The sequence below is a fragment of the Siphonobacter curvatus genome, assembly GCF_002943425.1.
GTDB lineage: Bacteria > Bacteroidota > Bacteroidia > Cytophagales > Spirosomataceae > Siphonobacter > Siphonobacter curvatus.
Genome location: NZ_PTRA01000001.1, coordinates 369,077 through 391,063 on the forward strand (window position 1 = coordinate 369,077; position 21,987 = coordinate 391,063).

The window sequence follows — 21,987 nt, forward strand, 5'->3', positions numbered from 1 at the left end:
AAGATCTTACTGCAAAGTTCCCTTAAGCTAGGCTAGACCTGGATTGATATAAAAACTGCCAGCCTTGTGGGCTGGCAGCTACTCAGTGAAAGGCTCGTTTTTTAATCATTCCACCTTTGGTATCCTGAATGCTGTGCTGCACGATAAAGGCTTGATTATCGATTTTGGCGACTGCATTTTTAAGTCGCGTAATTTCCAGCCGTGTAATTACGGTATACACAATGTCAATATCGCCGTCGCGTTCGCCGCGTTTACCAAATCCTCGTTGTCCTTTGAACATGGTTACGCCACGGCCCATTTCATTCACGATCATTCGCCGGATGTACTCACTCTTTTCCGAAACGATGGTAATAGCCGTATATTCTTCCAGACCCGTAATAATAAATTCGATAGTACGGGAAGCCGAGAAGTAGGTAAGCATGGCATAGAGAGCCGTTTCGACATTAATCAGGATGGCCGATACGCTAAAAATACAAACGTTAATGGCCATGATGATGTCACCTACGGTAAAACCCGTTTTACGACTCAGGTACAGAGCCAGAATTTCAGTACCGTCGAGGACGCAGCCGCCCCGAATAGACATACCGATACCCGCCCCAAGAAAGAATCCGCCGAAGACAGCAATCAGTAACTTATCGTGCGTGAAGACAGGCAACTGCAGAAAAGCCAGAGACAGAGCCAGGCAGATAATGGCTACCAGAGTACGTATCGCAAAACCCAGGGAAATCTGTCGATAACCCAGAACGATAAACGGAATATTAAAGGCAATCAAAAGAATGGAGAGATCCCAGCCCGTCAGTGCCCGAACCAGCAGCGAAATACCCGTTACCCCGCCGTCTAGAAATTCGCTGGGGAGAAGAAAGCCGCGAAGCCCAATGGCAGCGGTAAAAATTCCCATCGCGATAAGCAGGTTATCCTTAATGATTTGTCGGGGAGACGTTTGACGAAAGACCCGGATCTGACTACGTAGAAAACGTCGTACAGGTCCTCGGCTAGTCGAGGCAATAGCTGCTTGTAAGAGAGGCGGAGACGTGTGATGCATAAAGCTAGTATGAGGAAGGAATATATAAAAAATAAAAGCTACCCTCGAATGGGCAATCAGTAAATATAAGGATTTTAACTCATGTTTTCGGCAAAAACAAGAGTTATCCACATTAGATTAGTAAATTCTAATGCGGAATATTTTTTTGTAAGAAAAGTTAATAAAGTAAAGGAGGGGTGGACCTGGATTAAGACCGTTGAAGGATGGCTTCGGCCATCCATAAATCTTCGGGAGTAGTGATTTTGATATTTTCGTATGAACCTTCCACCAGGAAAATCGGAAATCCAGCTGCTTCGGCTACGCTGGCATCGTCGGTGAATAACGGACTTTCGGATTGTTCAAAAGCCTTCTTTAATAGAGCTACCTGAAACGTTTGTGGTGTTTGTACCAGTCGTAATTGGGAACGGTCGAGGGCCTGGTTTTCCGTTTCGCTGTGCACCAGTCGGATTGAATCTTTCGCAGGCACGGATACTACTGCCGTACCCTGCTGAGCGGCCGTACGAAAACTTTCGGCGATGACCTCTACGGGGACAAAGGGACGTACGCCATCGTGCACGGCCACGATTCCTTCATTGTCTTCAATACGTTGTAGGCCATTTCGCACGGATTGGAAGCGACTTGCTCCTCCAGGCGTTTCGATGATGGGGTGAGTGAAGGTAAGCGGATACGCTTGTTTGAGCTCCTGCCAGTACGCCAGCTGATCGGCTGGCAGGCAAAGAATAACTTGAAGATCGGCGGAATAGGCCAGAAACCGTTCGAGCGTATGAACCAGAATAGGCTTACCCGCAACGGATAGAAATTGCTTGGGCAGGGCAACACCCATACGGCTGCCACTTCCGCCCGCCACCAGAATGGCGTATTGCTTCATGCAGAGAAAAACGCAAAACCGGACGTATGGCTAGCACACGTCCGGTTTCGACTATAAAATCAACATTAGATCACCGTAACTAAAGAACTTGTATTTTTCCTTCATCGCTATCTCGTAGGCCTGCATGACGAGATCATAACCACCGAAGGCACAAACGCCCATCAGCAGGACAGACTCGGGCAAGTGGAGATTAGTCAGCAGGGCGTTACTGATCTTAAAGTCGTACGGAGGGAAAATGAACCGATCCGTCCAGCCTTCACTGGGTTTCAGGCGGGCATTCGCCGATACGGATGATTCCAGCGTTTTCAGTACGGTATTTCCAACGGAGCAAACGCGTTTATTGGCGTCGAGCGAAGCATTAACCACCTCAGCCGTAGCGGGTGGAATGAAATACGGCTCAGAATCCGTTTTGTGCTTAGTTAAATCTTCGACGTCAACCTGACGGAACGTACCCAATCCCACATGCAGAGTGATGGGCGTAAATTGCGTTCCGTTGATTTCCATTCGCTTGACGATATTCTTGGTAAAGTGCAACCCTGCCGTTGGGGCAGCTACGGCTCCTACCTTATTATCGTCGGCAAAAATCGTCTGGTAACGTTCGCGATCTTCATCGGTCGTTTTACGACGGTTTTTGATTTCCTCCGGTAGCGGCGTTTCACCCAGTTCGTGGATGGCCTTCATCAAAGCACTGTGATCACCGTCGTACAGGAAACGAATGGTACGGCCCCGGGAAGTCGTATTGTCAATTACCTCAGCAACCAGATCACTATCACCAAAGTATAACTTATTGCCCACCCGAATTTTACGAGCCGGGTCAACGAGTACGTCCCAGAGGCGATGCTCACGGTTCAACTCCCGCAATAGGAAAACTTCAATTTGAGCACCGGTTTTTTCCTTGCTTCCGTAAAGACGGGCTGGAAAAACTTTCGTATCGTTGACTACCATGGTGTCTCCGTCGCCGAAGTATGATACAATGTCACCGAATTTTCGATGTTCAATTTGCTTGGTTTGCCGATTAACTACCATCAGCCGGGCATCGCCGCGTTCGGCCGGGTGAAGAGCGATAAGATTTTGCGGCAAATCAAATTTAAATTCGGATAACTTCATGGAATTCAGCTAGATACCAGATAGTTTTGGCTAAATATGCAATTTCTTACTACCGAATGTCAAGCTTTTTTGGATTTTTTGTGAAAATCTTTTAAATATCGGGTACCGTTTAACCCCTTAAAACGGCCCTTTCTTCCACATTTTGCTTGCATCCCATCTAGCGATCGTTCTACTTTAGACTTTCCCTATTTATCAGAAGATTTCCCGGTATGAAATTTCTTCGACAAGTGTTCGAAAGTCTCCGTTTCGCCTGGCAAGCCTTGCGGTCTAACCTCCTCCGTACCATCCTGTCGTTATTGGGGGTAACCGTTGGGATTTTTTCCATCATCGCCGTTTTTACGATGGTCGACTCCCTGGAAAACAGCATCCGGGAAAGCCTGAGTTTTACGGGCAGCAATACGTTGTTTGTGTCCAAGTGGTCCTGGGATTACAGTGAGCCGAATTACGCCTGGTGGAAGTTCTTCCGTCGCCCCGCTCCAAGTTACTCCGAATTTCGTTTCCTGGAACGTAATCTGGAAAATGCTCAATACATCGCCATTTCAGACGGACGGGGTGGCCAAACGCTCAAACACGGGAATAATTCAATGACGGCGGGCGTGCGGGGGATCACTTATCAGTACAATCAGATTTCGGATTTACCCGTCGAAAAAGGACGTTACTTCAGCCCCATGGAAGAAGAGGCCGCCCGTAATGTCGTGGTGATCGGAGCCGACATCGCGGCTAATTTGTTTCCCTACGAAGAAGCCGTCGGTAATTACATCCAAATTAAAGGCTTACGTTTTCAGGTAATCGGCGTCATTGAACGAATCGGAACGGGCATGTTTGAGATTGGCGGTAAGCCTGACATTCGTTGTTATATTCCGTATCTGTCCTTTTCCAAGCTCTTTCACACCAAATACTCCGAACCGAATATTTCCATCAAAGGGTACGATCGCGATGAGAAACTTCAGGAACTCGAAGGTGAACTAATGGGTCTGATGCGAACCAAACGCGGCTTGAAACCCTATCAGGAAGATAACTTTTCCATCAACCGTCCCGAAGCCATTCAGAATATTGTCGAGACGATCTTTAGTGCCTTACGCGGAGCGGGCCTCATTATTGCCTTGTTTTCGCTGCTCATCGGGGGATTCGGCATTGCCAACATCATGTTCGTATCCGTAAAAGAACGCACAAACCTGATCGGCATTCAGAAATCGCTGGGAGCAAAAACCTACTTTATACTATTTCAATTCCTGTTTGAAGCCATCTTTTTAAGTCTGATTGGTGGACTAGTAGGTATCGTGCTCGTCTGGCTACTAACTTTTTATCCACAGGAAACACTGAACATCGAACTTTCGCTGCGAAACATCCTGATTGGGTTGGGCGTGTCCAGTACAATCGGACTCCTTTCGGGCATTGTACCCGCCTGGATTGCGGCCCGAATGGACCCCGTACTGGCGATTCGCTCCAAGTAATTTTGCTGGCAATGTTTTTTAAGCCGATAGCTAGGAAAAAAGCACTAAGCATAAGCAAAATTCAATAAACGTACTTTTCTTTGGAGCTACACCCGTATCGGACTATCGCACGACTGATCCTGCGGAGAAAGGACTGGCAAAACCCACTAGTGGCCTTCCAAACGTACTTAAACAACCTATCATGAAAACCTTTGGTAAAGTTTTACTCGGCTTATTAGTAGTAACCATTCTCGTATTCTGGATATTGACACTCATCAACTATTCAGAAGGCGAACGTGCGGGTACCATCACCCGATTCAGCAAACGCGGTTATGTATTTAAAACCTGGGAAGGGGAGTTGCTACTGGGCGGTTTTTCTGAGGGCACCGGACAGATGAATGCTGAGAAATGGGAATTTAGCGTAGATTCGGGCAAAGATTCGACCATCAATACGATCAATGAAGCATTACGCTCCGGCCGCCGAGTGACGCTTTATTACGAAGAAAAACTCTTTCAGTTTGACTTTGACGGCGAAACCAAGTTCTTTGTGGTTCGGGCCCAGTTCGCCGACGGTCAGCCCTAGATGGTCTAGGATGAGGGGTTGGCACCCTGGCCCGCCGGAATTGTGTTGAATTCCTTATTCCTACTAATTATTCGATGATGACCGCTGATACCCACTTTCGGCAGGAGGCCCTTTCGCTGACGAGTGTCAGTTCGTACATCCTTACCCTGGGACTGGGATCGCAGGAACTTCAAATTAGTATTATCGACCCCGTTCGAAATCGTTGCCTTTGGCTTGATGAATACGTTTTGACGGACGTTAATACCGAAGAAGAGTACTTAGCGACCATTCAACGCCTGCTCAGTCAGCATGAGTTGATGCAAAAGACATTTTGGAAGGCCGTACGGGTCATTGTTTCCAACCAGTCATTTACGTTGGTGCCGACCTCGCTGTTTCGGAAGGAATATGCGGCCCGGGCTCTGTCGCTGGCTCGTGGACTGGTAACGGATCACGAATCGGTACAGCATACGGTACACCCAGCGTGGGAAGCCGTTACGGTTTTTTCATTACCCGTCAGCTGGACGGAATGGCTACTGGAAGTGTATCCGTTTGAAACTATTCAAATTGTTCACCAAGTCGATATTTTACTGCAGCTCAGTACAAAAATTACGGAAGATGGTCTGTTACTGTACGTAGAAAAACGGGCCGCTACGCTAGTGTATTTGCAAAGCGGACGACTGTATTACTGTAACCGCTTCGTCTATCGAGCTTCAGCGGATTTAATTTATTATATCTTGTTCGTATTAAACGAGCTGAAAGTGAATACGGAAGATATACAGGCCTGGGCCTTCGGAGATATCACTGAGAAATCCGAAGTGTACCAGGCTTTACAACCCTATCTAGCTCAACTAACGCAGGGACTGCCGGCTTCCGTAACCATTCCTGAAGTACCCGCCGATCTGGTATCGTCTTACCGAATGGTTACTTTCATGGGTTAAATTTTCTTTCTGACAAGCTTAACGTCCATCGCCTCAATGCCTCGTATTGCTTTTTTCCCCGGTTCGTTTGACCCTTTTACGAAAGGACACGAAGATATTGTTCGGCGGGGCTTGAAACTGTTCGACGAAATCATCATTGGTATTGGCCACAATTCTAGTAAAAAACGCCACTTCCCATTGGATCCCATGACCCGCTCCATTCAGCGGACGTTCATTAACGAGCCAGTCCGGGTAGTACCGTATCAGGATCTAACGGCCCGCGTCGCCCGCGATAACGGAGCCACTTTTCTGCTTCGAGGCTTACGAAATACGACGGACTTTGAGTACGAAAACAGCATTGCTCAGGTAAATCGTGATCTATACGAAGGCGTCGAAACAGTCTTTCTGATCTGTTCGCCGGAATTAGCTCCCATTTCCAGTACCATTATTCGTGACTTGCACCGTTACGGGGCCAATGTAGATCAGTACTTGCCCTATCCCGTCAGTGATTTGGAGTAACCGTTTGGATAAACTATTGAACGAGTCACCGGAAAGAGGAATCCTGAACCTTTTTCAGGCGTATTTTTTTTAGTGATAGGTCTTTCTTCGGATTTTAAAACATTGGAAAGTATGTCACGTTTGTTTTCTCCGTTAACGCTAAAAAAAATTACGCTTCGAAATAGAATTGCGGTTTCCCCCATGTGCCAGTACTCGGCCGTCGATGGTTTTGCTAACGACTGGCATTTGGTGCATCTGGGAGCCCGGGCTATTGGCGGAGCCGGATTAATTATTCAGGAAGCTACGGCCGTTTCACCCGAGGGACGTATTTCACCCCAGGATCTGGGCATCTGGCAGGATGAGCACCTCGACAAACTTCAGCAGATTACCACTTTTATTCGCCAGCAGGGAGCGGTACCAGGGATTCAGCTGGCTCATGCTGGTCGGAAAGCCAGTGGGCGTCGTCCGTGGGAAGGAGAAGGGAAGGTGCCTGTGGAAGAGGGTGGTTGGACAACCGTAGCCCCCAGTGCTATTCCGTTTCGGGAAGAAGAGCCCGTTCCCACGGTCTTGGACGAAGCAGGCATCGCGAAAGTAATCAATGATTTTAAAGAAGCCGCTGGACGTTCTTTTCGAGCAGGTTATGAACTGATCGAAATACACGCGGCTCATGGCTATCTGATTCATCAGTTCCTTTCGCCCTTAAGTAACCAGCGAACGGACGATTACGGTGGAAGTTTTGAAAATCGGATTCGCTTGTTGCTCGAAGTACTGGAGGCTGTACATACAGTCTGGCCGCAGGAATTACCCGTGTTCGTTCGGATTTCGGCGAGTGACTGGGCCGAAGGCGGTTGGGACGTAGAGCAGTCCGTACAATTAGCCAAAGTGCTGAAAACGAAAGGGGTGGATCTAATCGATTCCTCTTCGGGTGGTTTAGTATCTTACGCCCGTATTCAGGCTGGACCGAACTACCAGGTACCTTTTGCTGAGCAAATCAAAAAAGAGTCGGGTATGCTGACCGGAGCAGTAGGCATCATTACGAAAGCCGAACAAGCCGAAGCTATTCTCGAAAACGGGCAGGCCGATCTTATTTTAATCGCCCGCGAATCGCTCCGTGACCCGAACTTCCCTCTGCATGCCGCTAAAATATTAGGCGATGATATGGCTTGGGTTCCGCAGTACGAACGGGCGAAACGCTAAAGATTCAGGTACTAAGTTTAAATCGAGCTTATTCTCGAATAAAGTATAGACAAGAAAAAGTCCCGAAGGCAGCATAGCTTTCGGGACTTTTTCTTGTCTATACTTCGATACCAGGTATTAAACCGATACGCTATTCCAAAGCCGGTCAAAGACGTAGCGAATGGAGCTGTAAGAATCGACCATGGCGTTCTGGACTTCTTTTTTCGTCATCCAGGCAATTTTTTCGATGTGTTCCTCCTCCTGAGGTTGCATGTGCTGGTCGTCAAGGCAAGTCATCCGGTACCACTTCGTACGCTTTAGGATTCGGTTGCCGTTGTGCGTATAGGTATGCCAGGTGGTGCAGATTTTCTCGCCCAGTTCTGCCTGTAAACCCGTTTCTTCTTCCACTTCGCGTAAGGAAGCTTCTTTCGATTTCTCGCCCGGATCAAGTTTTCCTTTCGGTAAGTCCCAGCGTTTGAGGCGGTAAATCAACAACATTTTGTCGTCTTTGAAGACTACGCCACCGGCTGCTTTAACCACTTTGAAATAGTTTTTCAATCTTCCTTCGGCGGCCTTTTGATCGGCTACCTGTAACAGAATGCTTTGCAGAGCTGCCGGGTGTTCGTCGTGAAGAAGATCCATTAAACGCTCCGTAGTGGCCAGCGAAGCGTTGAGAATAAGTACATGACCGTGTAAATTTTCGGTTTTAATAACTTCAAGACGGGTGTCAATCACCACGTCAAAGTCACGTTTCTCCCGTAATAAATCAGATCGCTGAGCATCAGTCAGCTTAACGGGACGGTCGTTGATAAACAGGACCATGCAGGAGTTCTCTAATGGTTAATAGTACAAAAGTAAGCGATGTTGCGAAAGTCTCTATCCCCGAATCTACAAAGTATCGGCTGGATACGACAAAAACCGGAGACCCGCCTACAACGCGGAAGTAAGAGTCTGCGTTCCGGTACGGATTATTTTTAGAAGCGAACGTTCGCTGCTGGAACCCCGCAACTTCCTTTTATTTTTGTGCCATGGAATCAACTGTAGCGGCCCGCGTGGCTGAAATGCTTTTGGAAGTAAAAGCTGTACGTCTAAGTCCTGAATCGCCTTTTACCTGGGCTTCGGGCTGGAAATCACCCATTTATTGCGACAACCGGGTTACGCTTTCCTCGGCTCCGGTTCGTACGTATATCAAAGAAGCACTTGCTGAGGCGATCAAAACCCAGTTTGCGGGCGTTGAAGCCATTGCTGGCGTTGCCACAGCGGGTATTCCGCAGGGGGCGTTGGTGGCTGATGTACTGGGCTTACCCTTTCTATACGTTCGTCCGAAGCCGAAAGAACATGGCATGGGCAATCAGATTGAGGGTCGTCTGGAAGCGGGTCAGAAGGTTGTAGTGATTGAGGATTTGATTTCGACGGGTGGAAGCTCATTGAAAGCCGTAGACGCTCTGCGAAACGCCGGAGCTGAAATCGTGGGTATGGCAGCTATTTTCACCTACGGTTTTCCTGTTGCCGAACAGAATTTCCAGCAGGCAGGCGTTACGCTTCACTGTTTGAGTAACTATAATGCCCTAGTAGAAGCTGCCGTACCTCTGGGTTATATTACCGACGATCAGGTAGATACACTCAAGGAGTGGCGGCAATCGCCTAATACGTGGCGGCAATAATTGATGGATACAATGAAAAAGCGTTTTCCCTGATCATATAGAAAAGGGAAAACGCTTTTTAAATTAGGGTATTATTGAAGATTACAATATTTATCAACCAAAGTTGTCGCTTCCGTTTCGCCTAAACTGGCAGCTTTTTGCCAATCTTCGCAGGCTTGTAGGGAATCTTTTTCCAGCCAGAAGTTGGTTCCCCGCATGGTCAGAGCTTTGCCATTTTGGGGAGACAGCGTCAGTACCTTGTTGAGATGCGAGCGGCTCTGGGCGTACTTCTTCAGGTAATAGCTACAGGTAGCCAAATTAAAGTACAAGTCTTCATCAAAAGGATCTTCCTGCGAGGCTCGCAACAAATCCGGATAGGCCGTCTGAAATTCTCGTAACCGCAATAAAACTTGTCCTCGCAGGCGATAGGCGGATGTAAGGGTTTCGTCGTGGTGAATGGCCTCGTTAAGTTTCCCCATCGCTGCGGTCGTATCTTCATCGACCAGCAACCGGGTGGCATCTGCTACTTCGGTTACGGCTTGTTTCTGTTCGTATTGCTGAAAGGCAACCACCCCCAACGCCACGAATACAACCAGTAAGCCAATGCCCGGAATCAGCCAGCGATGAACCGTAGGTCGTGGTGGCTGTACCGGAGTAGGGCGTGGTCTGGGCGGCGGTGGCGGCGTAACGGGGGGCTGAGTTCCGTAGGTAAGCTTTAGATCGTACGAAGCTCGGAGAGCCGGATCAGAAAGTACCCGGTAGGCTTCATTGATAGCCTTGAAACGCTCTTCTGCCTGGATTTGGCCGGGATTTTTGTCCGGATGCCAGGTTATGGCCAGCTTTCGATACGCTCGCTTAATCTCTTCAATGGATGCCCGGGAAGAAACGCCAAGTTGTTCGTAATGAGTCAAAGTTTTAATAGATTCTGAGCTTTACGTTGGTATGAACTAGCAAGTTGAGTAGTTCTGGAAAAGATAAAATGGTTAGACCAGACCTTGCTAATCGGATGGAGATGTTGTGCTTTCAAACTTCAAACCTACTCAAACTTTCAACTGACTTCTTAGGCCAAACCGTATACTTTCCCCGGCAAACTTTTAATGAGTCCCTGAAACTCCAGATTAAGCAGTAAGGAAGCTAGCTTAGACATCGACAATTGCGATTTCCAGGCCAGATCGTCTACGTGCATGGCTCCTGAATCACGAAAGAGGCGAATAATCTGACTTTCTTCCTCCGAAAATCGGCTTAAATCCAGCGTTGGCGTCTTTAGCGAACCCGCGTTCTCCTGCCAACCCAACGTTTCAATCATCTGCGATACAGTAGTGAAAATAGTGGCTTTATTGCGGGCAATCAGAGAGTTACAGCCTTCTGAATTTGGGCTGGTCAGGTTGCCTGGTACCGCAAAAACGTCGCGGTTGTAGTTATTAGCGTACTCGGCAGTACCCAGTGCCCCGCCTCTAACCGCCGATTCAATGACAATGACTACGTCCGAAAGTCCGGCAATGATGCGGTTACGGTCCAGAAAAAAGCGGCGATCTGGTTGCGTACCCAGGGTTTGCTCCGAAAAAGACCACCCTTTTCCTGCATTAGTAAAGCCGTTTTCTGATGAGCAACGGGATAAACCAGATCCAGGCCATTTGCCATGACTCCGAACGTAGGCAAATCGTGTTTCAGAGCCGCCTTATGAGCGGTAATATCAATTCCGTAGGCCAGTCCACTTATAATAGCCGCCTGATAGGGAACGAGTTGTTCAACAATTTCTTCTGTAATTTTTTTTTCCGTACTCACTGGCTCGCCGTGTACCCACAATGCCTACGCTTCGTACGGGATTGACCGAGCCTTTTCCTTTTGAAAAAAGCAGAGCGGGTGCGTCGTAAACGGATTTGAGTCGTTGCGGGTAGCCCTCTTCATTGAAGGCGGTAATCTGGACATCCTCTCGTAAGGCCTGTTCGAGTAGTTGCTCGGCCTGGGCAAAAGTGCTTTTGGCGGCGATGTTTCGGGAGAGCAAATCGCCAATACCCCGTATTTTCTGAAGTTTTCCGGGAGGAAGTTTAAAAACCGCTTCTGCTGAGCCGCAATGGGCCATCAGCAAGCGGGTAAGCATATCGCCTACGCCCGGTGTAAGCCAGAGGGCCAGTTGATATAAACGATCCGAATGCATGCCTAAAAAAGGGTTGAATACCCCAGAAATGTGGCAAAAAATCAGGAATAAACTACTAAAAATAACTTGAAAATCCCTGAGCGGTAGAATGCTTTTGAATGAAAGTCCCACCAGAAAAAGGAAGAAAATGCTGGAAAAGAGCGGTACTTTTGAGTGAAAAACCTGGTAATCCTTCCCAAACCCCCTTGTCTCTATGTCCCGTTGGTGGATTATTCTGATTGGAATCGTACTCTTACCGACTTTGCCCGCTTGGCATAGCCGGGCTCGCGTGGAAGACATTAAAACGCGTTTTCAGCAGCGTTTGATCGAATTTGAACGGACAGCCGAACGCCTCGAACTGAGCTATCCGCTGGATACGGTCAACTCCCGCCAGTCGTTTCTGAATGCTCGCTTAGCTTACAAACGCATTGAATGGCTGGTGGAAGGCTACGATCCCGTCATGGCTCGTCAAATCAACGGTCCGCCAGTCGATGAAGTGGAAATGGAAGATCAGGTGCTGATTGAACCCCAGGGGTTTCAGGTCATCGAATCGATCATTTTCCCACGATTGGATACGACTCGACTGGATGAATTACAGCAGGAATGTGAGCAATTAACCATCAATGCCGGATTACTACGGAAACACCCCTGGCTCAACGAACTCAAAGAGGTTAATTTCTGGGATGCGATGCGGCTTGAACTAGCCCGCATCGCGACGCTGGGTATTATAGGCTACGATTCGCCGACGGTACAGTATTCGCTCCCGGAAGCAATTGCTTCGCTGGAAGGCTGTGAAGATTTGTTGAAGGAATACGAAGAGGTACCGGACATTCAGCGATTACTAGCAGAGATCAAACAAAGCTTACAGTCCGAATTCGATGACCTGGATCGTTCGGCTTTTCTGACGCAGCGACTGCGACCATTGTGTAAAGCCCTGGAAAAGTACCAGCAGGAGTTGGGGATTAAATCGCTGGAAGATGACGGTCGATTTCTGATGCCAACGGCTTGGTGGATTTTTGACGAACAACTTTTCCGGCCCGAACTGTACAGTCCTCATCCCGAATGGATGGCTACGGAAGAACGGATTGCTCTGGGACAGAAACTATTTTCAGAACCCCTGCTTTCCGGAAACGGACAGCGGAGCTGTGCCACCTGCCATCAGCCGGGACAGGCTTTTACCGATGGGTTGCCGAAGAGTATAGCCATGGGCAACCATGGGTCCGTACCCCGAAATGCTCCTACGCTCTGGAATGCTGCGTTACAGGCTACGCTGTTTCAGGATGCCCGCTCGGCTTCCCTGGAAATGCAGATTGCGGATGTGTTACGAAATCCGCTGGAAATGGATGCTTCGCTGGCCTCGGCGGTTGACAAGCTTTCAAAAAATAAAGCCTATCAGGAAGCTTTTCAGAAAGCGTACGGAGAATTAAATCCGCCGCAGGTAATGAATGCTCTGGCCGCCTATCTGCGATCTCTGGAACGGCTCAACTCCCGCTTCGATCAGTACATGCGGGGAAATGACGCAGCCCTGAATCTGGAAGAAAAACGCGGACTGAACCTGTTTGCCGGGAAAGCGAAGTGTGCCACCTGTCATTTTCTGCCTCTGACCAACAGCATGTTACCGCCTTCGTATGAGCATTCGGATGTGGAAGTACTGGGCGTTCCTGCCAACGCGGATTTGTCAAATCCACGACTGGACCCGGATCGTGGAGCAGGTGTAATCGCTAATTTCGACGTCCTACGGTATGCTTTCAAAACGCCGACGCTCCGCAATGTCGAGCATACGGGTCCGTACATGCACAATGGCGTATTTCAAACCCTGGAGGAAGTTGTTGAGTTTTATGATCGGGGTGGTGGCCTGGGGATTGGATTGAACGTACCCAACCAGACCCTTTCGCCCGAACCTTTGCACCTGAGTGTTCATGAAAAATCCGATCTGGTTGCGTTTATGAAAACATTGACGGATTTGCCTTAACTGGAAATTTCGGAGCCTCCCGGGAATAAATACTGAGAAAAGAGAGTTTGCCAATGGGGAGTAGCCGGCCCGTGTCCGGCCTTTTAGCTGACCGTATGATCAACCGTAACCTTAGCGACGGACTGAATTTCGCCTCCAAACTCACCGCCCGGCGAGTCTGGAACGGACTCAAAGTCGTATCGAGCTATATCGAATCGAAGATTACCCAAAAGCCCGTACATCGGGGTTTGCCTATTGCTTTATCCTTTGAGCCTACGACTTCCTGTAACCTGCGTTGCCCGGAATGTCCAAGTGGCCTGCGGTCGTTTACCCGGCCCACGGGTATGCTCGAAGGGGATCTGTTCAAACGTACAATCGACGAAATTGGGGCCGAGTTGCTGTATCTGATTTTTTATTTCCAGGGCGAACCCTACCTGCATCCGCAATTTCTGGAGATGGTGCAGTATGCTTCCCAGAAGGGGATTTATACGGCGACTTCTACCAACGCTCATTACCTGACCGACGCCAATGCAAAGAAGACGGTCGAAAGCGGTCTCGACCGACTCATCATTTCCATCGACGGTACCACCCAGGATGTGTATCAGCAGTACCGCGTAGGCGGGAAGCTGCATAAAGTCATCGAGGGGACAAAGCATATTCTCAAGTGGAAAAAAGAACTGAAGTCGCAGACGCCCCACGTCATTTTTCAGTTTCTGGTCGTGCAGCCCAATGAGCACCAGATTGAGGACGTGAAAAAGTTGGCAGCTGAACTCGGTGTAGATGCTGTGGGGTTGAAAACGGCCCAGATCTACGATTACGAAGGCGGGGATCCACTAATTCCGACCATTGACAAATACTCCCGCTACGCCAAACAAACGGATGGTACGTACCGCATCAAAAACAAATTCGTGGATCACTGCTGGAAAATGTGGCACAGCTGCGTGATAACCTGGGACGGACTGGTAGTACCCTGCTGTTTTGATAAGGATGCCGAATACCGACTGGGCGATCTCAAGCAGGATTCCTTCAAGCAATTATGGAAGTCCAAGCCTTACGAACAATTCCGGGCTTCCCTGATTCGAAGCCGTTCCGAAATCGAGATGTGTAAGAACTGCACAGAAGGTACCAAAGTATGGGGTTAAGGAGGCAAAAGCCCGACAAATAGTCTGATTACTCATTTTTTTTAGAGCACTTTGCTTAATAAGGCACTGAGAATCAATAAGACTTTCTACGCCTGCTTCAAGAAAAACTTTTAGCGTGAAACTTTCGTGGAACATTTGCTAGGCAATCCGATGGTTTGTTCGCATCTTTGAAATTCTAACGCACTGAGTTTACTTATGGCCAAAGTCATTGCCATTGCCAACCAGAAGGGGGGAGTTGGGAAAACCACCACTACGATCAACCTCGCCGCTAGTTTGGCAACCCTGGAGTACCGCACGTTGATTGTAGACGCTGACCCACAGGCTAACTCTACGTCGGGACTCGGGTTCAATCCGAAAGAAATTGAAAATTCCATCTACGAATGCATGGTTGATGGAATCAACGTATCCGATATCATCATTCAGACCGAAATTGATTACCTCGATCTGATTCCCTCGCACATTGATCTGGTTGGGGCGGAAATTGAAATGATCAATCTGAAAACCCGCGAAGAAAAAATGAAAGAAGCCCTGGCTTCTGTTCGCGATGAGTATGATTTCGTCATTATCGACTGTTCGCCTTCGCTGGGCTTAATTACGATCAACAGCCTCGTGGCTTCTGATTCCGTTATTATTCCCGTACAGTGTGAATACTTCGCTTTGGAAGGCTTAGGGAAGTTGCTTAACACGATCAAGATCATTCAGACGCGACTAAACACCAACCTGAGTATCGAGGGAATTCTGTTGACGATGTACGATCTGCGGGTACGGTTATCCAATCAGGTGGTGAATGAAGTAACGGCTCACTTCCAGAATATGGTTTTTAATACCATTATTCCCCGGAACATCCGTCTTTCCGAATCGCCCAGCTTTGGGGTGCCCGCCATTGCTCACGACGCAGATTCCAAAGGAGCCATCAGTTACCTGAACCTGGCCCGTGAAATTCTGACCAAAAACGGCTTAGTAACCATAGATTGAGAAGAGTTGGGCGTTTAGGTACTCGCCTGAACCCTAAGCAGTGACGACATGAATAACACCAATAAAAAAAGGGTTGGGTTAGGACGCGGTCTGGGAGCCTTATTGCAGGATTCGGACTCGGTGAACAACAGCCGGCCCAGTGCAACCCCGTTGTCGGCTCTGGAGCACATTAGCTCCATGAACGAGATCAATGTTAACTTTATTGAAACGAATCCTTTTCAGCCCCGTACGCATTTCGACGAAGAGTCGCTGGCGGAACTGGCCGAGTCCATTCGTATTCAAGGAATTATTCAGCCCATTACGGTTCGTCAATTGGGCCGTGAGCAATACCAGCTCATCTCGGGTGAACGTCGCTTGCAGGCTTCTAAACGGGCGGGTCTGACGCATATTCCGGCGTACATTCGCACGGCCAATGACCAGCAGATGCTCGAAATGGCTCTGATTGAGAACATTCAGCGGGAAAACCTGAACGCCATCGAAATTGCTCTAAGTTACCAACGATTAATTTCGGAGTGTAACCTGCGGCAGGAAGAACTGGGCGATCGCGTAGGTAAAAACCGGACGACGGTCAATAACTACATTCGTTTACTGAAGTTACCACCGGTGATTCAGGCGGCGTTGCGGGATAATAAAATCTCCATGGGTCACGCCCGAGCTATCATCAACATCGACGATGTGGATACGCAGCTGAGTCTGTTCAAACGCATTGTAGACGAAGACTGGTCGGTACGGCGGGTAGAAGAAGAGGTTCGGAAAATCCAGAATCCGGAACTGGCCCAGGATAAAACCAAAAAAGTACCTTTAAAGCAGGAAATCCGTAATCTTCAGTTTCGGCTTTCCTCGTACTTCGGATCGAAAGTTTCCATTAAATCCGATGAAAAAGACAAAGGTGAAATCCGTATTCCCTTTACCAATCAGGAAGATCTGGATCGAATCCTGGGTGTACTGGGTGAGTTATCCTAAGAATATTTAACAGTTTTTAGAAGTGATACGAAGTAAATCAGAGCGTTCTTTGGCCTTTCATTTATCAATCGCCATGAGGTTTCTGATTTATTTCGTATTGTTTTTAGGACTGGTAAAGCCCGCATTAGCCCAGAAAGCTGATTCGGTACAGATTGCCCGCGTAGGCGTTGATTCACTGACGAAATCCATTCCTGAGCCGAAAGGAAAGCTTAGAAAACCCCTGAACATTGTTCCCAAGTACGCCACATATCGTTCGCTGGCGTTACCAGGTTGGGGGCAGGCTTACGTACGCCAGTACTGGACCATTCCCATCATATACGGGGGATTTGGTGCATTGGGGTACGCCATTCATTGGAATCAAGTCCGATACAAACAGTCCATAACGGCCTGGCAAAGTCTGATTGATCAAAAGGTCACTACGGTGCCTGTGACCATTGGAGGTACGTACTACAATGCTTTAAATCAAGATCAGCTCAGGCAAAGTACATCCCTATACCGTCGTCAACGGGATTTATCCATTATCGGCTGCGTAGTGCTTTACGCCTTTCAACTCGTGGAAGCGAACGTTACGGCTCACCTGAAGACCTTTGATAATACCGACGATATTTCATTCCGGCTAAAACCGGGCGTGCAGACCGATTACGTGAGCACACCCATGGGGGTCACGGCTGTTTTTACTTTGAAATAATCCATCGTTTAAGGTTTGAACGGGTTTGAAGTTTAATGGTTGAGTTTATACAAACTTTAAACTTTTAAACCTAAAACGCTTCAAACTACAAACCACCTGAAAGCAAACCTGAAATTCATTTCCATGCGAATAGTACTCCTGGGCTACGGAAAAATGGGCAAAGTCATTGAAGGCATTGCCCTGGAACGTGGCCACGAAATTGTAGGTCGGATCGACGAAACCAATCGGGCTGATTTTGCCAGCTTTTCGCCCGCTACGGCCGATGTCGTGATTGAATTCAGTCACCCCACGGCTGCCTTACAAAACCTGAAAGATTCCATCGGACAGGGCTTGCCCACCGTATGCGGTACCACGGGCTGGCTAGAACATCGTTCGGAAATCGAAGCCCTGACGGCTAAAACCAGCGGAGCCTTTTTCTACGCTTCTAACTACAGCATTGGTGTCAACCTGTTTTTTCGTTTGAATCAGCAGTTGGCTAAACTGATTAGTCCGTATTCGGAATATCAGGTAGAGATGACTGAAATTCACCACATCCATAAAAAAGACGCCCCGAGTGGTACGGCCATTACCCTGGCTGAAGGCATTTTAGAGGTAAATAACCGTCTATCCCAATGGGCATTGGAAGAAGGCGATGGACGTAGTACCTTGCCCATCAAAGCTTTGCGGGAAGGGGAAGTGCCGGGTACCCACGTCGTAACCTACGAATCTGCTGTCGATTCCATTGAGATCAAACATACCGCTCACAACCGCCAGGGCTTTGCATTAGGGGCCGTCGTTGCCGCTGAGTGGCTGGTAGGCAAAGTAGGCGTATTTGGTATGGATGATTTACTGGGCGTATAAGAAATCAAACGCGTTTGACGTTGGAGAAAGGTTGAGAATACGGGGATTGGCCCATCAAAGTACTACCAACTGAAAATAGAAACTGTATACTGAAAAAATGGAAGTAAAAACTGTACATCAGGAGCAACCCAAAAAGAAGAAGTCGGCATTTCGGGAGTGGCTGGATTCTATCGTATTTGCGGTAGTAGCCGCCACGCTGATTCGGTGGTTGTTTCTGGAAGCCTATACGATTCCTACACCTTCGATGGAAAACAGCCTGCTGGTGGGGGATTTCCTGTTTGTAAGCAAACTGCATTACGGTACCCGTACGCCCCAAACGCCATTGCAAGTGCCGCTTACACACCAGAAAATCTGGGGTACGAATATCGATTCATACCTGGACTGGGTGAAACTTCCCATGTACCGCCTACCCGGTTTCTCGCACGTGAAGAATGGAGATGTGGTCGTTTTCAACTACCCCGATTCGCTGCATTTGCCCGCTGATTTACGGCCCAATTATATCAAACGTTGCATCGGTATTCCGGGGGACGTAGTAGAGGTGCGAGCTACGCAGGTTTTCATTAATGGCAAAGCCATGGAAAATCCGCAGAAAATGCTTCAGCCTTACCGGGTGTATACCAATGAGTCTTTGGACGAGAAGTTTTTCCTAAAATACGACATCTGGAATCGTCGTAATGAAAGCCCGAATGTATACCCGATCACGGAGCTTGATTCCGTACGCAGAGAAATGATTACCGTTGGTTATGAAGTCAATACGAGTGCCGATGTAGCCAAAAAATTCCAGGAAATGGGGATGCGGGTAGAACCCAGAATCCTCGAAAAAGGCGAACGTAGCGAAGTCATTTACCCTAATTCTTCTTTATTCGACTGGAATCAGGATAATTTCGGTCCGCTTCAGGTTCCCAAGAAAGGGGAAACCATTCAGCTCACGACTGAAAACATTGCTAAATACCGGGACGTCATTGAAAATTACGAGTACAATGACAAAGTAGAAATCGATGGTACGACGGTGAAAATCAACGGTACTGCCGTTTCAACGTACACGTTCAAACAGGATTATTACTTCATGATGGGGGATAACCGCAGCAACTCGGCCGATTCGCGGTACTGGGGTTTTGTTCCTTCCGACCATATCGTTGGGAAAGCCGTCTTTATCTGGATGTCGTTGGATCCTGAAGGAAGTTTCCTCAACAAAATTCGCTGGAAACGCCTGTTTCACTTGATCGACTAACTAGTAATTCTTTTCTTTTTATAAGGCCCGTGTTCGGAAGAATACGGGCTTTTTTGTTTGTGAGCAATAAAAACAATTTTTTAAGGAAATAATCATAATTTAGAGCCGCTTGGATGATTTGATTGCCTGCTGAACTGATTCGTTCATTTAATCTCTAAACCCCTATGCAAGGCTTGCAACGTATTGATTACGGTGTCTTTCTGATTTATTTCTTGCTCGTTTCTTCTTATGGCTACTGGATTTACCGCCGCAAAAAGTCCAGTGAAACCAATACCAAAGATTTCTTTCTGGCGGAAGGCTCGCTGACCTGGTGGGCGATTGGGGCTTCGCTGATTGCTTCCAACATTTCTGCCGAGCACTTCATCGGCATGTCGGGTTCGGGTTTTGCAATGGGACTGGCCATTTCTTCGTACGAATGGATGTCGGCAGCTACGCTGATTATTGTGGCTATTTTCTTTATTCCCATTTATCTGAAGAACAAGATTTATACGATGCCGCAGTTTCTGTCGCAACGTTACAACGATACGGTGGCAACGATTATGGCCGTATTCTGGCTATTGCTGTACGTATTTGTAAATCTTACTTCCATTTTGTACCTCGGGGCCCTAGCCGTTGAAACCATTTCCGGTGTACCCTTTACCACCTGTATGCTCGGACTGGCCGCTTTCGCCATTTTCATTACGCTCGGTGGGATGAAAGTAATTGGCTATACGGATTTGATTCAGGTGGTAGTGCTGATCATGGGTGGGGTCGCAGTAACGTTCTTGGCCCTGCAAATGGTATCAGATCAATGGGGCGGCAACGGCGTAATCGATGGACTAAGTTTATTGCACACGCACGCCAATGGCCATTTCCACATGATCTTTTCCGAAGGACATACCTACTACTACGAGTTACCCGGCATGGCCGTACTTTTTGGCGGTATGTGGATTAACAACCTGAATTACTGGGGCTGTAATCAGTACATCGTGCAGCGGGCTTTAGGAGCCGATCTACCAACGGCCCGGAGCGGTATCCTGTTTGCGGCGTTTCTCAAGCTCGTCATTCCGCTCATCTGTGTGATTCCCGGTATTGCGGCGTACGTGCTTTATCAAAACGGAGCCTTTCAGCAGGAGATGGTTGACGCCGCCGGAAAAGTAAAACCCGATCACGCGTACCCAACGCTGATGAATTTACTGCCAACGGGCTTAAAGGGATTGGCATTTGCGGCCCTAACGGCGGCCATCGTAGCGTCACTAGCGGGAAAATGTAACAGTATTTCGACGATCTTTAGTCTGGATATTTACAAGAAATTCCTCAATAAAGATGCTTCCGAAAAACAGACCGTTTTAATTGGAAGAATTGCCGTATGGGTGGCCTTTGCCATCGCCTTACTCATCACGCCGCAGTTACGTCATCTCGAACAGGCGTACCAGTTCATTCAGGAATACTCCAATTACCTGACGCCCGGAGCCTTTGCCCTGTTTTTCCTAGGGTTGTTCTGGAAACGTACGACCTCCACGGCAGCCCTCGTGGCGGCGAGTGTATCCATTCCGCTGGCGTTGCTGTTCAAGTGGCTGCCCGATACTCCTATTCCTTTTCTGCACCGCACGGGCTGGTGTTTCCTGATTCTGGCCGGACTCATGATTATTATTTCGTTGCTCGATACATCCAGTAAATTCAATCCTAAGGGCTTAGTACTGACGCGATCCATGTTCCGGATTTCACCTTCGTTCGTCGTTTTTTCGGCCCTGGTTTGGGGAATCATTGCGGCGTTGTACACTGTTTTCTGGTAAAAAAAGAATATACGTTCTGAGATTAGTTCAAAAAATACTATTTATTGTCTAAGCATTTTTGAAAATTAAATTACCTTTGAAAAAACGGTAACGAATTCAATTTCAACGGCATAAACGATTTTTCTGTCCTGTTAAACCAAGAAGTAATGAAAACCGACTTCAGTCCTCAAGAAAAAGCACCGCTATCGAGTCTCGACGTTTGGGAAGATGATTTACTGGAACGTTATCCCGAGCCGGAAACGACGGCCAAGGCCAAGGAAGAGTTCCGGAATTACGATAATCCGGAGCGGGATACCGTACGGGAGTTCTATCGCCTCAATCACACGTACCAAACCTACGACTTCGTTCAGCAGAAAAAAGCGGATTTCCTGAAGTTTGATCGGAAAGAAATGCCCATTTGGGAGGCTTTTAACTTCTTGAATACACTGGTGGATGATTCCGATCCGGACATTGAACTCGACCAGTTGCAACACCTGCTCCAGACCTCGGAAGCGATTCGGGCCGACGGCCATCCCGACTGGTTCGTCCTGACGGGTCTATTGCACGATATGGGAAAAGTACTCTGTCTGTTCGGTGAACCACAGTGGGCGGTCGTAGGAGATACGTTCCCGGTGGGCTGTAAACCTTCGGATAAAATTGTCTATCCCGAATTCTTTGAAGCCAATCCGGATAGCAAAGACGAACGCTACAATACCAAATACGGAGTTTACGAACCCAATTGTGGTCTGAACAACGTGCATTTATCCTGGGGGCACGACGAGTATCTGTATCACATGATGAAAGATCATATGCCCGAGTCGGCTTTGTACATGATGCGGTATCACTCGTTTTACGCCCAGCACCGGGAAGGAGCCTACGATCACTTGATGGACGATCACGACCGCGAAATGTTCAAATGGGTGAAGCTCTTCAATCCGTATGACTTGTATTCGAAAGCTCCCGTGCCACCCAATGTGAAAGAACTCAAACCTTACTACGAAGATTTGATAGCGAAATATTTGCCCTCAACGATTAAATTTTAATGGTTGACACACATCCT

At 48.0% G+C, this 21,987-nt stretch carries 22 protein-coding genes and 1 pseudogene; 15 read left to right on the forward strand and 8 right to left on the reverse strand.

Annotated features, from left to right (window positions below; translation table 11 throughout):
- Nucleotides 1-82 precede the first annotated feature (82 nt).
- From C5O19_RS01485 to queA, 3 genes are all read right to left on the reverse strand, one after another.
- Entirely contained in the window at nt 83-1,042 is a 960-nt protein-coding gene (locus C5O19_RS01485) for a YitT family protein (RefSeq protein ID WP_104709598.1), read from the reverse strand.
- Between the two features lie 187 nt (nt 1,043-1,229).
- On the reverse strand, nt 1,230-1,910 hold the full coding sequence (locus C5O19_RS01490) for a 2-C-methyl-D-erythritol 4-phosphate cytidylyltransferase (protein ID WP_104709599.1): 681 nt from the start codon (nt 1,908-1,910) through the stop codon (nt 1,230-1,232).
- Nucleotides 1,911-1,961: 51 nt separating this feature from the next.
- On the reverse strand, nt 1,962-3,017 hold the full coding sequence (gene queA, locus C5O19_RS01495; RefSeq protein ID WP_104709600.1) for a tRNA preQ1(34) S-adenosylmethionine ribosyltransferase-isomerase QueA: 1,056 nt from the start codon (nt 3,015-3,017) through the stop codon (nt 1,962-1,964).
- A gap of 209 nt (nt 3,018-3,226) precedes the next feature.
- Here queA and C5O19_RS01500 point away from each other — a divergent pair, with 209 nt between their 5' ends.
- The 5 genes from C5O19_RS01500 to C5O19_RS01520 all read left to right on the forward strand — a co-directional run bounded on the left by C5O19_RS01500 (nt 3,227) and on the right by C5O19_RS01520 (nt 7,624).
- Nucleotides 3,227-4,471 (forward strand): ABC transporter permease, encoded by a 1,245-nt coding sequence (locus C5O19_RS01500; protein ID WP_104709601.1) that lies wholly within the window; start codon nt 3,227-3,229, stop codon nt 4,469-4,471.
- A gap of 181 nt (nt 4,472-4,652) precedes the next feature.
- Nucleotides 4,653-5,033: a hypothetical protein gene (locus C5O19_RS01505; protein WP_104709602.1), complete on the forward strand. Its 381-nt coding sequence runs from the start codon at nt 4,653-4,655 to the stop codon at nt 5,031-5,033.
- 74 nt (nt 5,034-5,107) lie between these two features.
- Nucleotides 5,108-5,950: a DUF3822 family protein gene (locus tag C5O19_RS01510; protein ID WP_104709603.1), complete on the forward strand. Its 843-nt coding sequence runs from the start codon at nt 5,108-5,110 to the stop codon at nt 5,948-5,950.
- A 36-nt stretch (nt 5,951-5,986) separates the two neighbouring features.
- Nucleotides 5,987-6,448 (forward strand): pantetheine-phosphate adenylyltransferase, encoded by a 462-nt coding sequence (gene coaD, locus C5O19_RS01515; protein ID WP_104709604.1) that lies wholly within the window; start codon nt 5,987-5,989, stop codon nt 6,446-6,448.
- 111 nt (nt 6,449-6,559) lie between these two features.
- Nucleotides 6,560-7,624 (forward strand): NADH:flavin oxidoreductase/NADH oxidase, encoded by a 1,065-nt coding sequence (locus C5O19_RS01520; protein ID WP_104709605.1) that lies wholly within the window; start codon nt 6,560-6,562, stop codon nt 7,622-7,624.
- A 117-nt stretch (nt 7,625-7,741) separates the two neighbouring features.
- On the opposite strand, the gene C5O19_RS01525 is transcribed toward C5O19_RS01520, so the two are convergent.
- Entirely contained in the window at nt 7,742-8,425 is a 684-nt protein-coding gene (locus tag C5O19_RS01525) for an NUDIX hydrolase (protein ID WP_094812360.1), read from the reverse strand.
- A 206-nt stretch (nt 8,426-8,631) separates the two neighbouring features.
- On the opposite strand from C5O19_RS01525, the gene pyrE reads away from it, so the two are divergent.
- On the forward strand, nt 8,632-9,267 hold the full coding sequence (gene pyrE, locus C5O19_RS01530; RefSeq protein ID WP_104709606.1) for an orotate phosphoribosyltransferase: 636 nt from the start codon (nt 8,632-8,634) through the stop codon (nt 9,265-9,267).
- A 71-nt stretch (nt 9,268-9,338) separates the two neighbouring features.
- On the opposite strand, the gene C5O19_RS26490 is transcribed toward pyrE, so the two are convergent.
- From C5O19_RS26490 to C5O19_RS26465, 4 genes and pseudogenes are all read right to left on the reverse strand, one after another.
- Complete coding sequence (locus tag C5O19_RS26490; protein ID WP_104709607.1) at nt 9,339-10,157, reverse strand: J domain-containing protein; 819 nt, start codon at nt 10,155-10,157, stop codon at nt 9,339-9,341.
- A gap of 149 nt (nt 10,158-10,306) precedes the next feature.
- Nucleotides 10,307-10,552: a DprA-like winged helix domain-containing protein gene (locus C5O19_RS26450; protein WP_317046450.1), complete on the reverse strand. Its 246-nt coding sequence runs from the start codon at nt 10,550-10,552 to the stop codon at nt 10,307-10,309.
- A 78-nt stretch (nt 10,553-10,630) separates the two neighbouring features.
- Nucleotides 10,631-11,031: pseudogene (locus tag C5O19_RS26460) on the reverse strand (DNA-processing protein DprA); the annotation flags it as partial.
- On the reverse strand, nt 10,994-11,404 hold the full coding sequence (locus C5O19_RS26465) for a DNA-processing protein DprA (protein ID WP_317046452.1): 411 nt from the start codon (nt 11,402-11,404) through the stop codon (nt 10,994-10,996). The gene C5O19_RS26465 and the pseudogene C5O19_RS26460, both read right to left, overlap by 38 nt.
- Nucleotides 11,405-11,597: 193 nt before the next feature.
- Here C5O19_RS26465 and C5O19_RS01545 point away from each other — a divergent pair, with 193 nt between their 5' ends.
- The 9 genes from C5O19_RS01545 (at nt 11,598) to C5O19_RS01585 (ending at nt 21,970) form a co-directional block, all read left to right on the forward strand.
- The gene (locus C5O19_RS01545; protein WP_104709608.1) at nt 11,598-13,355 is read left to right on the forward strand and encodes a cytochrome c peroxidase; all 1,758 of its coding nucleotides are present in this window, start codon (nt 11,598-11,600) and stop codon (nt 13,353-13,355) included.
- Between the two features lie 98 nt (nt 13,356-13,453).
- Nucleotides 13,454-14,476 (forward strand): SPASM domain-containing protein, encoded by a 1,023-nt coding sequence (locus C5O19_RS01550; RefSeq protein ID WP_094812552.1) that lies wholly within the window; start codon nt 13,454-13,456, stop codon nt 14,474-14,476.
- A gap of 195 nt (nt 14,477-14,671) precedes the next feature.
- Nucleotides 14,672-15,451: a ParA family protein gene (locus tag C5O19_RS01555; protein ID WP_094812349.1), complete on the forward strand. Its 780-nt coding sequence runs from the start codon at nt 14,672-14,674 to the stop codon at nt 15,449-15,451.
- Nucleotides 15,452-15,499: 48 nt separating this feature from the next.
- On the forward strand, nt 15,500-16,414 hold the full coding sequence (locus C5O19_RS01560; RefSeq protein ID WP_104709609.1) for a ParB/RepB/Spo0J family partition protein: 915 nt from the start codon (nt 15,500-15,502) through the stop codon (nt 16,412-16,414).
- Nucleotides 16,415-16,487: 73 nt separating this feature from the next.
- Nucleotides 16,488-17,102 (forward strand): DUF5683 domain-containing protein, encoded by a 615-nt coding sequence (locus C5O19_RS01565; protein WP_104709610.1) that lies wholly within the window; start codon nt 16,488-16,490, stop codon nt 17,100-17,102.
- Nucleotides 17,103-17,225: 123 nt separating this feature from the next.
- Nucleotides 17,226-17,942, forward strand: coding sequence for a 4-hydroxy-tetrahydrodipicolinate reductase (gene dapB / locus C5O19_RS01570; protein WP_094812343.1), 717 nt, complete (start codon nt 17,226-17,228; stop codon nt 17,940-17,942).
- A 97-nt stretch (nt 17,943-18,039) separates the two neighbouring features.
- Complete coding sequence (lepB, locus tag C5O19_RS01575) at nt 18,040-19,173, forward strand: signal peptidase I (RefSeq protein WP_104709611.1); 1,134 nt, start codon at nt 18,040-18,042, stop codon at nt 19,171-19,173.
- A 164-nt stretch (nt 19,174-19,337) separates the two neighbouring features.
- Nucleotides 19,338-20,948: a sodium/sugar symporter gene (locus C5O19_RS01580; RefSeq protein ID WP_104709612.1), complete on the forward strand. Its 1,611-nt coding sequence runs from the start codon at nt 19,338-19,340 to the stop codon at nt 20,946-20,948.
- Nucleotides 20,949-21,094: 146 nt separating this feature from the next.
- Nucleotides 21,095-21,970, forward strand: a complete 876-nt coding sequence (locus tag C5O19_RS01585) for an inositol oxygenase family protein (RefSeq protein ID WP_094812337.1) — start codon at nt 21,095-21,097, stop codon at nt 21,968-21,970.
- Nucleotides 21,971-21,987 lie beyond the last annotated feature (17 nt).

What these genes read in the sequence shown, in the direction of transcription:
- C5O19_RS01485 (WP_104709598.1), bottom strand. Translation starts at nt 1,042, where the DNA reads ATGCATCACACGTCTCCGCCTCTCTTACAAGCAGCTATTGCCTCGACT.
- C5O19_RS01490 (WP_104709599.1), bottom strand. Translation starts at nt 1,910, where the DNA reads ATGAAGCAATACGCCATTCTGGTGGCGGGCGGAAGTGGCAGCCGTATG.
- queA (WP_104709600.1), bottom strand. Translation starts at nt 3,017, where the DNA reads ATGAAGTTATCCGAATTTAAATTTGATTTGCCGCAAAATCTTATCGCT.
- C5O19_RS01500 (WP_104709601.1), top strand. Translation starts at nt 3,227, where the DNA reads ATGAAATTTCTTCGACAAGTGTTCGAAAGTCTCCGTTTCGCCTGGCAA.
- C5O19_RS01505 (WP_104709602.1), top strand. Translation starts at nt 4,653, where the DNA reads ATGAAAACCTTTGGTAAAGTTTTACTCGGCTTATTAGTAGTAACCATT.
- C5O19_RS01510 (WP_104709603.1), top strand. Translation starts at nt 5,108, where the DNA reads ATGATGACCGCTGATACCCACTTTCGGCAGGAGGCCCTTTCGCTGACG.
- coaD (WP_104709604.1), top strand. Translation starts at nt 5,987, where the DNA reads ATGCCTCGTATTGCTTTTTTCCCCGGTTCGTTTGACCCTTTTACGAAA.
- C5O19_RS01520 (WP_104709605.1), top strand. Translation starts at nt 6,560, where the DNA reads ATGTCACGTTTGTTTTCTCCGTTAACGCTAAAAAAAATTACGCTTCGA.
- C5O19_RS01525 (WP_094812360.1), bottom strand. Translation starts at nt 8,425, where the DNA reads ATGGTCCTGTTTATCAACGACCGTCCCGTTAAGCTGACTGATGCTCAG.
- pyrE (WP_104709606.1), top strand. Translation starts at nt 8,632, where the DNA reads ATGGAATCAACTGTAGCGGCCCGCGTGGCTGAAATGCTTTTGGAAGTA.
- C5O19_RS26450 (WP_317046450.1), bottom strand. Translation starts at nt 10,552, where the DNA reads ATGATTGAAACGTTGGGTTGGCAGGAGAACGCGGGTTCGCTAAAGACG.
- C5O19_RS26465 (WP_317046452.1), bottom strand. Translation starts at nt 11,404, where the DNA reads ATGCATTCGGATCGTTTATATCAACTGGCCCTCTGGCTTACACCGGGC.
- C5O19_RS01545 (WP_104709608.1), top strand. Translation starts at nt 11,598, where the DNA reads ATGTCCCGTTGGTGGATTATTCTGATTGGAATCGTACTCTTACCGACT.
- C5O19_RS01555 (WP_094812349.1), top strand. Translation starts at nt 14,672, where the DNA reads ATGGCCAAAGTCATTGCCATTGCCAACCAGAAGGGGGGAGTTGGGAAA.
- C5O19_RS01560 (WP_104709609.1), top strand. Translation starts at nt 15,500, where the DNA reads ATGAATAACACCAATAAAAAAAGGGTTGGGTTAGGACGCGGTCTGGGA.
- C5O19_RS01565 (WP_104709610.1), top strand. Translation starts at nt 16,488, where the DNA reads ATGAGGTTTCTGATTTATTTCGTATTGTTTTTAGGACTGGTAAAGCCC.
- dapB (WP_094812343.1), top strand. Translation starts at nt 17,226, where the DNA reads ATGCGAATAGTACTCCTGGGCTACGGAAAAATGGGCAAAGTCATTGAA.
- lepB (WP_104709611.1), top strand. Translation starts at nt 18,040, where the DNA reads ATGGAAGTAAAAACTGTACATCAGGAGCAACCCAAAAAGAAGAAGTCG.
- C5O19_RS01580 (WP_104709612.1), top strand. Translation starts at nt 19,338, where the DNA reads ATGCAAGGCTTGCAACGTATTGATTACGGTGTCTTTCTGATTTATTTC.
- C5O19_RS01585 (WP_094812337.1), top strand. Translation starts at nt 21,095, where the DNA reads ATGAAAACCGACTTCAGTCCTCAAGAAAAAGCACCGCTATCGAGTCTC.